The sequence below is a fragment of the Halomonas sp. E14 genome (assembly GCF_052568415.1).
Genome location: NZ_CP199423.1, coordinates 1,274,243 through 1,287,639, shown reverse-complemented (window position 1 = coordinate 1,287,639; position 13,397 = coordinate 1,274,243). Strand labels below are relative to the sequence as shown.

Here is a 13,397-nt window from a genome sequence, read left to right as displayed (position 1 = left end):
TCTTGCATCGGACTGGTAGAATGGTACCCCGATGACGACAAACGCCACCCATGGAGCCAGGCCCGATGACACGTCGCAAGAAAACTCGTTCGCTGGCCGACAAGGTGACCATCCGCACCGGCAAGCGCAAGGACTACAAGAAGTGGCGCCACGAGAATCCCGACCAGGTGACCTCGTCGCAGCGCTTCAGCCAGAAGAAGCGCCAGCAGCGCAAGCTGCAGGCGGCACGCAAGCAGGCGCGCCAGGAGCAGGCCGCCAGCATTGCCATCCACCCCGAGCGCAGCGCAGAGCCGCCGCCGGAGCCCAGCGAATGATTCGCCTGGTCTCGTTCAACATCAATGGCTTGCGCGCGCGACTGCATCAGCTCGAGGCGCTGGTCGCCACTCACCAGCCGCTGGTGATCGGCCTGCAGGAAACCAAGGTACACGACGATGAATTCCCCCGCGAGGCGGTGGAAGCGCTGGGCTACCACGTCCACTACCACGGCCAGAAGGGCCACTACGGCGTCGCCCTGCTGTGCCACCGCGAGCTGTGCCCCGAAGGCCCGGAAGAGGTCTTCTTCGGCCTGCCGGGCGACGGCGAGACATCCCAGCGACGGCTGATCGGCGCCCGGCTGCGCACCGCCGACGGCGAGGCGCTGACGGTATGGAACGGCTACTTTCCCCAGGGCGAGAATGTCGAACACCCCACCAAGTTTCCTGACAAGCAAGCGTTCTACGCCGGGCTGACCGAGATGCTGCGCGAGCGCCATCGGCCGGACGAGCGGCTGGTGGTAATGGGCGATTTCAACATCTCGCCGGAAGACATCGACATCGGGATCGGCGAGGCCAACCGCAAGCGCTGGCTGCGCGAAGGCAAGACCAGCTTCCAGCCCATCGAACGGGAGTGGCTCGGCACGCTCAAGGCGTGGGGACTCAGCGACAGCTATCGGGTGCGCCACCCGAGCGTTGACGACCGCTTCAGCTGGTTCGACTACCGTTCGCGCGCCTTCGAGCGCGACCCCAGGCGCGGCCTGCGCATCGACTACCTGCTGGTCACACAGCCGCTGGCCGAACGCGTGCACGACGCCGGCATCGACTACGAGCTGCGCGGCATGGAGCGTCCATCGGATCACGCCCCGGTGTGGACCGACTTCGCGCTCTGATTCCCCCGGCTGACGACCCGCCCTTGCCCAGGCCTGACCGGGGCTGATCTGTCAGCCGGCCGAGAGCCAGCGCTCCGGCACCTCACTGCCCTTGACCTGGGCCTGCTGCATCGCCTGGCGCGCCAGCTCCGGCCGCCCCCAGGCATGGGCCAGCAGTCCCAGCCGACGCCAGTCGTCGCCTTCGCCGCTGCGCAGCGCCACTTCGCGCCAGGCTTGCAGTGCCCGCTCACGGTCGCGCGCCGCTTCCCAGGCCCGGGCCAGCAGGCGTCGATGTTCCAGGCTATCCGGCAAGGCCGCCTCGGCCAGGGCCGCGTCGAGATACTCGGCGGCACGCGCCGGCGTGCCCGCGGCGAGATGCAGCTCGATGCGCTGGCGAAGATCCTCTTCCCCGCTCAACGCACCGAGGTGCCAGCCGGCCTCCCAGGTCGCCGCAGCCCGCTGGGCATCGCCCAGCCCGTGGGCCAGTGCCGCCGCCCGCCGCCAGGCCTCGGGCGAAGCCTCGGCGTTCAGTACGGCCTCCAGCTGCTCCAATGCGTCTTCGCCGCGCCCGGCACGCTGGAAGACGGTAGCGGCCAGGGCCTGGCGACGCACGAGTGGAGCCGGATCAGCGGCCAAGGCACGCTCGACCCACGCCGCCGCCTCGTCCCAGCGTTGTAGCTCCGCCAGAGCACGCGCCAGGCGCCAGCGGTCATCGCTGCTGCCAGCGTGGCGTTCGTGCCAGTCGAGCCACAGCGCCACCGCCTCTTCGGTCTGCCCCGAGGCCAAGCGCAAACGTGCCTCCTCGCGCAGCCAGCGGTCGCGCTCAGAGAGCGGTGCCTCCTGCACCCGCCGCGCCTGGCGCAGCTGATCGGCAGCGGATTCGCTGCGCCCTGCCCCGGCTTCCGCCCCCGCCGCCAGCTGGCGATACAGCGCAGCGGCCCAGCGGTCGGCGGTGTTGCCACCCTCCAGGCGCTGCGCCTGCATGCGTGCACGCTCGGCCACGCTGTCATGCGCGCCCTGCTGCAGCTGCCGCTGGAGCTGCTCCAGATCGGCGATGATATCGCCTGGGAGTGCCGGCGCATCGGCTTGCGCCGCGGCGGCCAGCAGCAGACCGATACAGGCGATCAGGCGAATCGCGGCTCGCATCATCATGGCCTTACCTCAGCTGGAACTCGAGACGTTGTCGCGCCCGGCGCACACCGCTGGCCGGCTCGAACTGCCAGCGCGCTACGGCCTGCTCGGCGGCCGAATCGAACACATCGCGCGGCTGCGCGGTGATCACCCGGATCGACGAAGCGTCGACGCTACCATCGGGCCGAATCAGGAACTGCAGCTCCACATGCCCTTCCAGGCCGCGCCGCTGAGCGCGCGAGGGATAGGTCGGCGGCACACGGTTGGTCGGCGTCAGCTCTCCCACGTCGACCGGCCCCGACTCGGCAGGCGCCGCCTGCTCGGTAACCGGCCCCTCCTGCGCAGCGCTGGGCGCTGGGGCCGGCTGTGGCGCAGGCGCTGGCTCGGGGGCCGGCTGTGGCGCCGGCTCGGGCTGGGATTGCGGTTCCGGCCTCGGCTCAGGCGGCGGTTCGGGCTGCGCCTCGGCAAGCTCGGGTAGCGTGGCGTCGAGCTCTACCGGCTCCATCGGCTCCGGCGGCAGCTCCGGCTCCGGCATGGCGATCGAACTCTCCAGCGGCGGCAGCGGCTCCGGCTGCGGAGGTGGAGTCGCCTCTACTTGCGGGGGCGGTGGCTCGGCACTGGGCTCGATCGTCTCCTCCTGCACCGGCTCCGGCGCCTCGACCATGCTCATGGTCATGCTGACGTCGACGACGTCGAACTCCTCCTCCGGTGGCGACACCAGCAGCGCCAGTAGCCAGAACAGCAGCAGCGCCAGGGCCACCCCGCCAAGCGAAGAGAGCGGTATGCGCGTCACGACCGACTCCGGCTGGCGGCGACGGCCACCTGCTCCACGCCGGCCTCGCGAATGCGGTCCATCACCTCGATCAACAAACCGGTGGTGGAGTCGCGGTCGGCCTGGATCACCACCGAGCCCTCTTCGCTTACCAGCCCGGCCACCTCGTTACCCACGCGGTGCAGATCCACCGCTCGGCCATCGACCCACACCGCCCCTTCGGGCGTGATGGCGACCATCACCTGGGCATCGGGCCGCGGCGTGGCGGCGCTCGACTCCGGCCGTTCGATCTCCACCCCGCTCTCCTTGATGAAACTGGTGGTGACGATGAAAAAGATCAGCATGATGAAGACGACGTCCAGCATCGGGGTCAGGTTGACCTCGCTGGGCTCGCCGTCGTCGGCGCCAACTCGGCGTCTACGCATCGGACTCCTCCACGGCGCGGGCCAGACGGTCGTGCAGCCGCTGGTCCTCGCGTCGAATGATCTGCTCGAGGCGGCTGGTGAACAGCAGCCCCACCACCGCCACCGCCATGCCGGTCAAAGTCGGCAGGGTGGCGCGGGCCACGCCATCGGCCATGGCGCGGGCCTGACTGGTATCGGTCATCGCCAGGCTGTCGAACACGGCGATCATGCCGGTCACGGTGCCCAGCAGACCCAGCAGCGGGCACAGCGCCACCAGCAGCTTGAGCCACGGCAGCGGACGACGCAGCCGCCCGATCAGCTCGCGCGCCCAGACCTCGCGCAGGGTCAGCGCGCTCCAGCTCAGGTGATCCTGGCGCGCCGCCCAACGTGCGATAAGGGCGCGTCTGGCCCGGCGGTAGGTGAGGCGGAAATACCACACCCGCTCCAGGGCCAGGCTGAACAGCACCATCGCCACCATCGCGATCACCACCAGTACCGTGCCTCCGGCCTCGACCAAACGCTGGAGCGGTTCAAGCCCCCCTGTCTCAAGCCAAGGCGGCATCGCGGCGTGCGCTCCCAGTGACACCATCGGGACCGTGCGGGCGCTGTTCGAGCTGCTCGGCCAGGGCGGCGCTGGCCTGCCCTTCCACCTGCCCGGCCAGGTGACGGCTGCGGCCAGCCAGGGCGGTATGCACGAACAACAGCGGCACGGCGGTGACCAGGCCCAGCACGGTGGTCACCAGCGCCTGGCTGATGCCGCCTGCCATCAGCTGCGGGTCGCCGGTGCCAAACACGGTGATCGCCTGAAAGGTGACGATCATGCCGGTAACGGTGCCCAGCAGCCCCAGCAGCGGCGCCACGGCGGCCAGCAGCTTGACCAGCGGCTGGCCGCGCTCCAGGCGCGGCAGCTCGGCCAGCACCGCTTCGTCGAGGCGCGCCTCGAGCGCCTCCGGCACGGGATCGTCGCGCAGTGCGCGAAAGCGCAGCAGCACACGCCCGAGCGGATTGTCCTCGCGCAGCGTGGTGAGGTCGCGCAACTGACGGCGCATGGCCAGCGTCACTTTCAGCAGGTAAGCGTACTGCAGCAGGCCGACCAGCAGGCCGACGGCTCCCAGCCCCACCACCACGTAGCCGACCGCCCCGCCCTGGTGGAAGCGTTCGACCAGACTCGGCCGCTGGGCCAGCGCCGCCATGACCTGGCCACGAGTTGGATCGAAGGTCAGCGAGCGCGACTCACCGGCATGAAAGGCCGCCAGGCTGGCGGCCACTTCCCGCGGGGTGCGCTCGACTACCGACAGGGCCTGGTGGTCGGCACCGCGGCGCAGCAGCTCGCCTGCGGTGAAGGCAGTGAAATCGCCAAGGCGGATCACCTCCCGCGGCGCAATCTCGCCGCTGGCCGCGGCCACCGGCGCCTCGAAGCGAACCACCCGGGCGGTATCGGCGGTCAGCGCCACCAGGCGGTCGGCGAACTCCTCGAGATGGGCGAGCTCGAGCACCTCGGCATCGTCGAGCCGCGACGGCAGCCCCGGGCTCGGCACGACCAGCCAGCTATCGGCGAGACTGTCACGCAGTTCGCCGCTGTGACGGGCCAGCGACGCCAACACGGCCTCAAGATCGTCACCCTGCTCCTGCCGGCGCGCCTCCAGTTCGGCCTGGCGCTCGCTCAGCGCCTGGGCCTGAGCCTTGAGCGCTTCGTTACGCACTTCGGCCTGCGCATGGGCGGCTTGCGCCGCTTCCAGCGCCGCCTCCAGGGCATCGCGGTCCTCGAGCAGTGCGATCAGGCGTGCCTGGTCGCGCGCCTCGGCAGCCTCGCGCTCGGCGCGCAGGCTGGTCAACGGCTCCGCCTGCACCTGGCACAGGACAGAAAGGCTCAGCAGCACGCCGACAAGCAGAGCCGCAAGAAAACGTGGCCGGCTCATGCGTCCTCCTCCGTGGGTCGTTCCAGCGGCTGGGATATGGGCAGCGTCAGCAGCTCAGGGGCGCGCCGGTCACGGGCAATTCGCAGGCCGTTGCGCACCTCGCGGCGCTGCGCCTCGTCGAGCGGCGCCCAACTGCCGGCCTCGGCCTGCCAGACGCGGCCGGCACGGCCGTCCGGCGTCAGGTAGTAGAAACCCACGCGACCCAGCCGTAGGTAGTCGACCTCGCGGCGCGACTCCCCTTCGCCGAGGTAGCCGCGCCAGGCATCGACCTCACGCCCATAGGCAAGCTCGGCCCGCCATGCCGAGACGGCCCGCTCCCAGCGCTCGGCAGTGGAGAGCTCCTCGCCGAAGCGCAGGCTGGCGACCCGGGCCCGCCGCTCTTCATGCAGGAAGGGCATGTCGTTCTCGACCCAGCGCTCCAGGCGTTCGACCAGGCGCTCCTGCAGCACCGGCAGTGCTTCGCGGGTTTCCTCCAAGGTATCGAGCGCGGCCTCGCGACGGTCGAGCGCTTCGGCCTGCTGGGCAAGGCGCGGGGCAAGCTCGGCATTCTCGCGCGACAGCCGGGTTTCTGCGCGCTCCAGTTCGCGCAGCGACTCAAGCATGGCGCGCGCCTCGTCATCGGCGGCGTCGATGCGTGCCTGCAGCTCGGCCTGGGTGCGCTGCGCCTCCCTCGCCTCCTGCTGCAGGGCGGGATCGGCGAAGGCCAACGCAGGCAGAAGGAACCAGAGGATGCCGGCTCGTAGGCAGAAATGGCGAAACGATGTCACGGAAAGCTCCCCGGAACGGCGATGAACAGGCAATTCCACTGCCTTTGATAGGGTCACGATATTGCCACGAATGATAATCCTTATCAATGAAGCGCGCGCCCCGGCCGATGACGCAGATCAATGCTCCGCGATGGACGACGCGGCACCATTGTGCCCATGCTCGTTCATTTTCCTACCACGCCACAGAGCGGCAAGTTGACGCAGCCGGAGGTGCCTCAGGCTGCCCCGTCGCCCGCGAACGATCGACCTTCGTTCATGACGCCCCAAAAAAACGCACCGGCGTAAAAAACGCCGCCGCAGCCCAAGGGCTGCGGCGGCGTTGACGGGAAAGCCTGGAAAGGTCAGGAAACGGCCTGCTGATAGCGGCGCTCCACCTCCTCCCAGTTGACCACGTTGAAAAAGGCCGAGACGTAGTCGGGGCGCTTGTTCTGGTATTTCAGGTAGTAGGCGTGCTCCCACACATCCAGACCCAGCACCGGGGTGTTGCCGTGCATGTGCGGGCTGTCCTGGTTGAGGGTGTTCTCGACGACCAGCTTCTTCTCCGGCGTCACGCTGAGCCAGGCCCAGCCGCTACCGAAGCGCCCCAGCGCCGCCTTGGTGAAGGCGTCCTTGAAGGCGTCGAAGCCGCCCAGCTCGCTGTCGATGGCCTGGGCCACCTTACCCTGGGGCTGGCCGCCGCCGTTGGGCGACATCATCTGCCAGAATTTGGCATGGTTGGAGTGGCCCCCACCGTTGTTGATGACCTCCTGCCGCTTCTCTTGCGGCACCCGGTCGATGCTGGCCATCAGTTCGTCCACCGGCAGCTCCTCAAGGCCGGTCCCTTCCAGCGCGGCGTTCAGCTTGTCCACGTAGGTCTTGTGATGGCGCGAGTGGTGGATCTCCATCGTCATCGCATCGATGTGCGGCTCAAGCGCATCATAGGCGTACGGTAGCTCGGGCAATTGGTGCGGCATGTTGGCTCCTCCTTGGCGTCAATGAAAGGCGGGGACGCACACGGCCCCTCGCTGCATTCATCCAGCATGGCAAATACCCGCGATTCACGCTAATAGCGTCGCCCAAGTCTTGTCATAGCCGCTCGCCATCGAGTTTCCAAAGCCTGGGAGCGCAGAAACAAGCAAGCCGGCGCGGTGGCCGGCTTGCTTGTCTTGCCTGCTGCGTCTTATAGCTTGCTCTCGAGCTCCGGGAGGAGCTGGAACAGGTCGCCGACGAGGCCGTAGTCGGCCACCTGGAAGATCGGCGCCTCTTCGTCCTTGTTGATCGCCACGATCACCTTGGAGTCCTTCATGCCGGCCAGGTGCTGGATGGCACCGGAAATACCCACGGCGATGTAGAGCTCCGGGGCGACGATCTTGCCGGTCTGGCCTACCTGCATGTCGTTGGGCACGAAGCCGGCGTCCACCGCGGCGCGCGAGGCGCCAATGGCCGCGCCCAGCTTGTCGGCAATGCCGTCGAGCAGCTTGAAGTTCTCGCCGCTGCCCATGCCGCGCCCGCCGGAAATGACCACGCGCGCACCGGCCAGCTCGGGACGGTCGCTCTGGGCCAGCTCCTGCTTGACGAAGGTAGATTGGCCGTTGTCGACCACCACCTCGACGTTCTCGACGCTGGCGCTACCGCCGGCGCCAACGGCATCGAAGCCGGTGCTGCGCACGGTGATGACCTTGAGACTGTCGGCACTCTTCACCGTGGCGATGGCGTTGCCGGCGTAGATCGGGCGCTTGAAGGTGTCAGCGTCGACCACTTCGACGATCTCGGAGATCTGGCTGACGTCCTTCAGCGCGGCAACACGCGGCAGCACGTTCTTGCCGGTGGTGGAGGCGGCGGCCAGCAGGTGGCTGTAGTCGCCGGCGAGTTCGACCAGCAGCGCGCCCAGGGGCTCGGCCAGTTGGTGGGCGTAGACGGCGTTGTCGGCCACGCGGACCTTGGCCACGCCGTCGAGCTTGGCGGCGGCTTCAGCCACGGCGCCGACATTTTCACCGGCGACCAGGATATCGATGTCGCCGCCAATCGCTTGGGCGGCCGCCACGACGTGGGCGGTGGCGCCAGCGAGCTGACCGTCGTGATGTTCGGCGAGTACCAGGATGCTCATGGATTCCACTCCTTTCTAAGCGCTGCTTTTCCAAGCGCTGTCTTCAAAGAACCGTTGCCAGCGAACTGCGTCACAGCACCTTGGCTTCGTTCTTCAGTTTGTCCACGAGCTCGTCCACCGAGCCCACCTTGATACCGCCCTTGCGCTCGGCGGGAGATTCGACCTTCACCAGCGTAAGGCTGCTCTTCACCTCGACGCCGAAATCGGCCGGGGTCTTGACGTCCAGCGGCTTCTTCTTGGCCTTCATGATGTCAGGCAGCTTGGCGTAGCGCGGCTCGTTCAAGCGCAGGTCGGTGGTGACGATGGCCGGCAGGCTCAGTTCGACGGTCTGCAGGCCGCCATCGACTTCGCGGGTCACCTGCACCTTGTCACCCTCGACCACGACTTCCGAGGCGAAGGTGCCCTGGGGCAGCCCGGCCAGCGCAGCCAGCATCTGGCCGGTCTGGTTGTTGTCGGTGTCGATGGCCTGCTTGCCCAGGATAATCAGCTGCGGCTGCTCCGCCTCTACCACCTTGGCCAGCAGCTTGGCGGCGGCCAGCGACTCGACGCGCTCGTCGGTCTCGACATGAATCGCCCGGTCGGCGCCCAGCGCCAGCGCGGTGCGCAGCTGCTCCTGAGCAGCCTTGGGGCCAATGGTCACGGCGACGACCTCGCTGGCCACGCCCTTCTCCTTCAGGCGCACCGCTTCTTCCACGGCGATCTCGCAGAAGGGGTTCATGGCCATCTTGACGTTGGTGAGGTCGACGTCGGTGTGATCCGCCTTGACGCGAATCTTGACGTTGTAGTCGATGACGCGTTTGACCGCGACGAGTACTTTCATGGTGTCCTCGCTTGGTTCGCTGGGTGAACCGTTGGGTTGGGGATTCGCTGACGCCCGGCTTGTGCAGGAAAAGGGCGGCGACTCCTTAGAACCGGGTGGTCTTCCTTTATGTGTTTCATGCAAGCGTTTGATAGGCGCCACACCCAAAAACCTTGCCAATGTGCCACAGCCCTGCAGGTGGCAACAATCCCTTCGCAGGCGCAGCGCAGTCTGGTCGCACATTGCCATCGTAGGGGTATCCTGAGTCGTTTATTATGCCTATCATGGAGAATATCGAGAAGCAAACGACCGTTTTATTTTCTTTCGACGTTGGTGGAACAGGCCCGACGCCGAAGCCGAGGGAGGAGCAAGGGGATGTCTGAGCAAGTAGAACGCGATTCGATGGACTTTGACGTGGTGATCGTCGGCGCCGGCCCTTCCGGGCTATCGGCCGCCTGCCGCCTGATGCAGCAGGCCAATGAGGCCGGCCAGGAACTGACGGTATGCGTGGTCGAGAAGGGTTCCGAGGTGGGCGCCCATATCCTTTCGGGCGCCGTCTTCGAGCCACGTGCGCTGCAGGAGCTGTTCCCCGACTGGGAAGAGCGCGGCGCCCCGTTGAACACCCCCGCCACTCGCGATGAAGTCTATCTGCTCAAGGACGCCGACAAGGCCCAAAAGCTGCCCAACGGCCTGGTACCGAAGAGCATGCACAATACCGGGGGCGACCTGACCCGCTACGTGATCAGCGCCGGCAACCTATGCCGCTGGCTGGCCGAGCAGGCCGAGGCGCTGGGCGTCGAGGTGTTCCCCGGCTTTGCCGCACAGGAAGTGCTCCACGACGAGGACGGCACCGTACGTGGCATTCTCATTGGCGACATGGGTGTCGGTACCGACGGCCAGCCCAAGGACAGCTATACCCCGGGCATGGAACTGCGCGCCAAGTACACGCTGTTCGCCGAAGGCGCCCGCGGCCACCTGGGCAAGGGGCTGATCTCGCGCTTCAAGCTCAACGCCGGCAAGGACCCCCAGCATTACGGCATCGGGATCAAGGAGCTGTGGGACATCCCGGCCGAACAGCACGAGCCGGGACTGGTCCTGCATGGCTCCGGCTGGCCGCTCGACAAGTCCACCCACGGCGGCTGGTTCCTTTACCACGCCGAGAACCAGCAGGTGGTGGTCGGCCTGATCATCGACCTCGCCTACCAGAATCCTTGGCTCTCGCCGTTCGACGAATTCCAGCGCATGAAGCACCACCCGGTGCTGGCTAAGCACCTCCAGGGCGGCAAGCGCGTGGCCTACGGCGCTCGCGCCATCACCAAAGGCGGCCTGAACTGCCTGCCGAAGATGACCTTCCCCGGCGGCCTGCTGATCGGCTGCGATGCCGGCACGCTGAACTTCTCCAAGATCAAGGGCCTGCACACGGCTATGAAGTCCGGCATGGTGGCGGCGGAAACCGTGTTCGAGGCGCTCACCGCCGGCGACGAAGGCGGCCAGGAGCTCACCGCGTTCAGCGCCAAATGGGAGCAGAGCTGGGCCTACGCCGAGCTGAAGGAGAGCGCCAGCTTCGGCCCGGCCATCCACAAGTACGGCACCGTGGGTGGTGGCGCCTACAACTTCATCAACCAGCTGCTGGGCGGCAAGCTGCCCAACGTGCACGACACCACGCCGGACCATGCCGCACTCAAGCCGGCCAGCGAGTTCGAGAAGATCGTCTACCCCAAGCCCGACGGCAAGCTGTCCTTCGATAAGCTCTCTTCGGTGTTCCTGTCGAATACCAACCATGAAGAGGACCAGCCCAGCCACCTGCAGCTGCTGGACCCGGCTGTGCCGATCCGCGACAACCTGCCAACCTACGCCGAACCGGCGCAGCGTTACTGCCCGGCCGGGGTCTACGAGGTGGTGGAGGACGACGCCGGCCAGCCACGCTTCCAGATCAACTTCCAGAACTGCGTGCACTGCAAGACCTGCGACATCAAGGACCCGGCGCAGAACATTCGCTGGGTGGCGCCGGAAGGCGGCGGCGGCCCGAACTATCCCAACATGTAATGCCCGGGCTCGCTTCCGCGGTGAAGCGGCTCGGACCCGACAAGGGCATGCCTCGCGGCATGCCCTTTTTTTGCCTCCCCCTCGCCTTTCCCCTTTCCCTTTTGTCCTAGGCTGCTCTCTCTTGCCTCGCCCTTGGCCACCGCTGTCGGTACAGTCGGGCGAACAGCATCCAGTGAGCCACGCACGCAGCGATACGCTGCCGAAGCTCAGGCCAGCGCCTGCACCAGCGCCGTTACCACATGCCGCTGCTGCTCGGCCTCCAGGTAGGGGTGCATCGGCAGGCTGAGAATCTCCTGGCATACCGCCTCGGTCACCGGCAGGCGGCAGCAGGGGTCTGCCACGGCCGGTTGGTGATTGAGCGGCAGCGGGTAGTGTACGGCCGTCGGCACCCCGGCTTCAGTGAGCCGCGCCTGCACCTGGTCGCGGTTCGCCACCCGCAGACTGTATTGGGCATAGACGCTGGTGTTGCCAGCCGCCAGGCGGGGGGTAGTGGCGATGCCGGCCTCACCCAGCAGACGATCATAGCGCTCGGCAACGGCCTGACGGCGCGCCACCTCGTCGTCGAAGATCTCCAGCTTGGCCAGCAGCACCGCGGCCTGCAGGGTATCCAGCCGGCTGTTCATGCCGAGCCGGGTGTGGTGGTAGCGCCGCGCCTCTCCATGGCGCGCCACGAGGCGAATGCCGGCGGCCAGGTCGTCATCGTCGGTGAACAGCGCCCCGCCGTCTCCGTAGGCGCCCAGTGGCTTGCTCGGAAAGAAGCTGGTGCAGGCCACGCGGCTGAGCCCGCAGGAGCGCCGCCCGTGGCGCGTTGCGCCGAAGCTCTGGGCGGCATCCTCCACCACCGCCAGGCCATGGCGGTGGGCCACCGCCTCGATGGCCTCCATGTCGGCACACTGGCCGAACATCGACACCGGCATGATCGCCCGCGTGCGCGGGGTCACCGCCGCCTCGAGCTGCTGCGGGTCGAGCAGGTAGGTGGCCGGATCGATATCCACGTAGACCGGCCGAGCACCGGCCAGCACGATGCTCTCGGCGCTAGCGATGAAGGTGAAGCCGGGCACGATCACCTCGTCACCGGCGCCGATATCCAGCGCCATCAGCGCGATCTGCAGCGCATCGGTGCCGTTGGCGCAGCCGATGCAGTGCGCCACGCCAACATACTCGGCCAGGCGCTCCTCAAGCGCGGTCACTTCCGGGCCCAGCACGTAGCGCCCGTGTTCCAGCACGCTCTGGATGGCGGCATCCAGGCGTGGCTTGATCCGCGCCTGCTGCGCGGCAAGATCAATGAAATGCATGCGTAGGCTCCCCTTAGCGCTGACTGGCCGCGAGCGCGTCCTGCGCCGCCAGCACGGCGGCGAGCTGCGGATGCGCTTCATCTACGCGGGGGGCTTCCGGGGTGGCCTGGCCAAGCGCGTACACCGTCTCGAGGCAGTGGCGCACGGTCTCGATGCCGAAGCCACGCCCGGCCAGGATCTCACGGTAGCTGACCGTATGCAGGTCGGTGAAGCCGCTGGAGAACTCGAACTCCTCGCCGTCGCAGGTGATGCTGCGGAAGGTCGAATGGTGGCCACGCAGCCGCGCGGGCAGGTCCTCGGCGTCGATGGAGAGGAACCAGCGTACCCGCGCCTTCTCGTATTCAAGGAAGCCCGCGGCCTTACGCTCGTCGTGATGGTGCAGCTCCATGCGCTTCAGCTCGCCGAAGATCACGTGCAGCATGTCGAAGAAGTGAATGCCGATTTCGGACATGACCCCGAACGACTTACGCGAATCGCCCTTCCAACTGGCCAGGTACCAGGGGCCGCGGGCAGTGATGTAGGTCAGCTCGACTTCATACTGGCCGTCCCGCTGCTCGGCCAGCACCTTGTCGCGCAGCTCATGGATGGCAGGATGATGGCGCAGCTGCATGATGCTGTAGACGCGCCGACCGGTGGCCTGTTCGACTTGGCGCAGCTCGTCGAGCTGGGCCGGCGTCGACACCAGCGGCTTCTCGCAGATCACGTCGCAGTCCAGATGCAGCCCTGCGGTGATATGGGCGCTGTGCAGATGGTTGGGCGAACACACCACCCAGTGGTCGATGGCCCGCTCGCCCTGGCGCTTCAGCCGCCAGGCATGTTCCAGGAAGTATTCGAACTCGGTGAAGAAAGAGCAGTTGGTAGAGATGGAGTCGATGATGCCGACCGAGTCGTTGATGTCGTAGGCCGCCACCAAGTCGTTACCGGTATCCTTGATCGCCTGCATGTGGCGCGGCGCGATGTACCCTGCCGCGCCAATCAGCGCAAAGTTCATGGTCTATCCTCCTTGAAGTCCGTGTTGTTATCAGCTTGCCAGCCGGTTGACGGTACCTGCCGGC

The 13,397-nt window shown here is 67.1% G+C and carries 14 protein-coding genes; 3 read left to right on the top strand and 11 right to left on the bottom strand.

Annotated features, from left to right (window positions below; genetic code table 11):
- The first annotated feature begins 65 nt into the window (after window positions 1-65).
- Together ACT7B3_RS05960 and xthA are read left to right on the top strand one after the other, a co-directional pair.
- Complete coding sequence (locus tag ACT7B3_RS05960; RefSeq protein ID WP_444678037.1) at window positions 66-314, top strand: hypothetical protein; 249 nt, start codon at window positions 66-68, stop codon at window positions 312-314.
- Window positions 314-1,144, top strand: a complete 831-nt coding sequence (xthA, locus tag ACT7B3_RS05955; RefSeq protein ID WP_445158848.1) for an exodeoxyribonuclease III — start codon at window positions 314-316, stop codon at window positions 1,142-1,144. The genes ACT7B3_RS05960 and xthA overlap by 1 nt, the downstream gene beginning before the upstream one ends.
- A gap of 51 nt (window positions 1,145-1,195) precedes the next feature.
- Here the strand turns inward: xthA and ACT7B3_RS05950 are convergent, their stop codons facing one another.
- From ACT7B3_RS05950 to ACT7B3_RS05910, 9 genes are all read right to left on the bottom strand, one after another.
- Entirely contained in the window at window positions 1,196-2,275 is a 1,080-nt protein-coding gene (locus ACT7B3_RS05950) for a hypothetical protein (RefSeq protein WP_445157204.1), read from the bottom strand.
- 4 nt (window positions 2,276-2,279) lie between these two features.
- Window positions 2,280-3,047 carry an energy transducer TonB gene (locus ACT7B3_RS05945; RefSeq protein WP_445157203.1) on the bottom strand — a complete coding sequence of 256 codons (768 nt, stop codon included), beginning with the start codon at window positions 3,045-3,047 and terminating at the stop codon, window positions 2,280-2,282.
- A complete protein-coding gene (locus ACT7B3_RS05940; RefSeq protein ID WP_445157202.1) occupies window positions 3,044-3,451 on the bottom strand; it encodes an ExbD/TolR family protein in 408 nt (135 codons plus the stop codon). Before ACT7B3_RS05940 ends, ACT7B3_RS05945 begins: the two co-directional genes overlap by 4 nt.
- Window positions 3,444-3,992 carry a MotA/TolQ/ExbB proton channel family protein gene (locus tag ACT7B3_RS05935; RefSeq protein ID WP_445157201.1) on the bottom strand — a complete coding sequence of 183 codons (549 nt, stop codon included), beginning with the start codon at window positions 3,990-3,992 and terminating at the stop codon, window positions 3,444-3,446. The genes ACT7B3_RS05940 and ACT7B3_RS05935 overlap by 8 nt, the downstream gene beginning before the upstream one ends.
- Window positions 3,976-5,349 (bottom strand): MotA/TolQ/ExbB proton channel family protein, encoded by a 1,374-nt coding sequence (locus tag ACT7B3_RS05930; RefSeq protein ID WP_445157200.1) that lies wholly within the window; start codon window positions 5,347-5,349, stop codon window positions 3,976-3,978. Before ACT7B3_RS05930 ends, ACT7B3_RS05935 begins: the two co-directional genes overlap by 17 nt.
- Entirely contained in the window at window positions 5,346-6,116 is a 771-nt protein-coding gene (locus tag ACT7B3_RS05925; RefSeq protein ID WP_445157199.1) for a DUF3450 domain-containing protein, read from the bottom strand. Before ACT7B3_RS05925 ends, ACT7B3_RS05930 begins: the two co-directional genes overlap by 4 nt.
- A gap of 341 nt (window positions 6,117-6,457) precedes the next feature.
- On the bottom strand, window positions 6,458-7,069 hold the full coding sequence (locus ACT7B3_RS05920) for a superoxide dismutase (RefSeq protein WP_444678043.1): 612 nt from the start codon (window positions 7,067-7,069) through the stop codon (window positions 6,458-6,460).
- A gap of 206 nt (window positions 7,070-7,275) precedes the next feature.
- Window positions 7,276-8,202 (bottom strand): electron transfer flavoprotein subunit alpha/FixB family protein, encoded by a 927-nt coding sequence (locus tag ACT7B3_RS05915; RefSeq protein WP_444678044.1) that lies wholly within the window; start codon window positions 8,200-8,202, stop codon window positions 7,276-7,278.
- 70 nt (window positions 8,203-8,272) lie between these two features.
- Window positions 8,273-9,022, bottom strand: coding sequence for an electron transfer flavoprotein subunit beta/FixA family protein (locus tag ACT7B3_RS05910; RefSeq protein ID WP_444678045.1), 750 nt, complete (start codon window positions 9,020-9,022; stop codon window positions 8,273-8,275).
- Window positions 9,023-9,376: 354 nt separating this feature from the next.
- On the opposite strand from ACT7B3_RS05910, the gene ACT7B3_RS05905 reads away from it, so the two are divergent.
- Window positions 9,377-11,047, top strand: coding sequence for an electron transfer flavoprotein-ubiquinone oxidoreductase (locus ACT7B3_RS05905; RefSeq protein ID WP_444678046.1), 1,671 nt, complete (start codon window positions 9,377-9,379; stop codon window positions 11,045-11,047).
- Window positions 11,048-11,253: 206 nt separating this feature from the next.
- Here the strand turns inward: ACT7B3_RS05905 and ACT7B3_RS05900 are convergent, their stop codons facing one another.
- Both ACT7B3_RS05900 and ACT7B3_RS05895 read right to left on the bottom strand, forming a co-directional pair.
- Window positions 11,254-12,342, bottom strand: coding sequence for a DegT/DnrJ/EryC1/StrS family aminotransferase (locus ACT7B3_RS05900; RefSeq protein ID WP_445157198.1), 1,089 nt, complete (start codon window positions 12,340-12,342; stop codon window positions 11,254-11,256).
- A 13-nt stretch (window positions 12,343-12,355) separates the two neighbouring features.
- Window positions 12,356-13,333 (bottom strand): Gfo/Idh/MocA family oxidoreductase, encoded by a 978-nt coding sequence (locus ACT7B3_RS05895; protein ID WP_445157197.1) that lies wholly within the window; start codon window positions 13,331-13,333, stop codon window positions 12,356-12,358.
- Window positions 13,334-13,397: the final 64 nt, after the last annotated feature.

What these genes read in the sequence shown, in the direction of transcription:
- ACT7B3_RS05960 (WP_444678037.1), top strand. Translation starts at nt 66, where the DNA reads ATGACACGTCGCAAGAAAACTCGTTCGCTGGCCGACAAGGTGACCATC.
- ACT7B3_RS05950 (WP_445157204.1), bottom strand. Translation starts at nt 2,275, where the DNA reads ATGATGATGCGAGCCGCGATTCGCCTGATCGCCTGTATCGGTCTGCTG.
- ACT7B3_RS05940 (WP_445157202.1), bottom strand. Translation starts at nt 3,451, where the DNA reads ATGCGTAGACGCCGAGTTGGCGCCGACGACGGCGAGCCCAGCGAGGTC.
- ACT7B3_RS05935 (WP_445157201.1), bottom strand. Translation starts at nt 3,992, where the DNA reads ATGCCGCCTTGGCTTGAGACAGGGGGGCTTGAACCGCTCCAGCGTTTG.
- ACT7B3_RS05930 (WP_445157200.1), bottom strand. Translation starts at nt 5,349, where the DNA reads ATGAGCCGGCCACGTTTTCTTGCGGCTCTGCTTGTCGGCGTGCTGCTG.
- ACT7B3_RS05920 (WP_444678043.1), bottom strand. Translation starts at nt 7,069, where the DNA reads ATGCCGCACCAATTGCCCGAGCTACCGTACGCCTATGATGCGCTTGAG.
- ACT7B3_RS05915 (WP_444678044.1), bottom strand. Translation starts at nt 8,202, where the DNA reads ATGAGCATCCTGGTACTCGCCGAACATCACGACGGTCAGCTCGCTGGC.
- ACT7B3_RS05910 (WP_444678045.1), bottom strand. Translation starts at nt 9,022, where the DNA reads ATGAAAGTACTCGTCGCGGTCAAACGCGTCATCGACTACAACGTCAAG.
- ACT7B3_RS05905 (WP_444678046.1), top strand. Translation starts at nt 9,377, where the DNA reads ATGTCTGAGCAAGTAGAACGCGATTCGATGGACTTTGACGTGGTGATC.
- ACT7B3_RS05900 (WP_445157198.1), bottom strand. Translation starts at nt 12,342, where the DNA reads ATGCATTTCATTGATCTTGCCGCGCAGCAGGCGCGGATCAAGCCACGC.
- ACT7B3_RS05895 (WP_445157197.1), bottom strand. Translation starts at nt 13,333, where the DNA reads ATGAACTTTGCGCTGATTGGCGCGGCAGGGTACATCGCGCCGCGCCAC.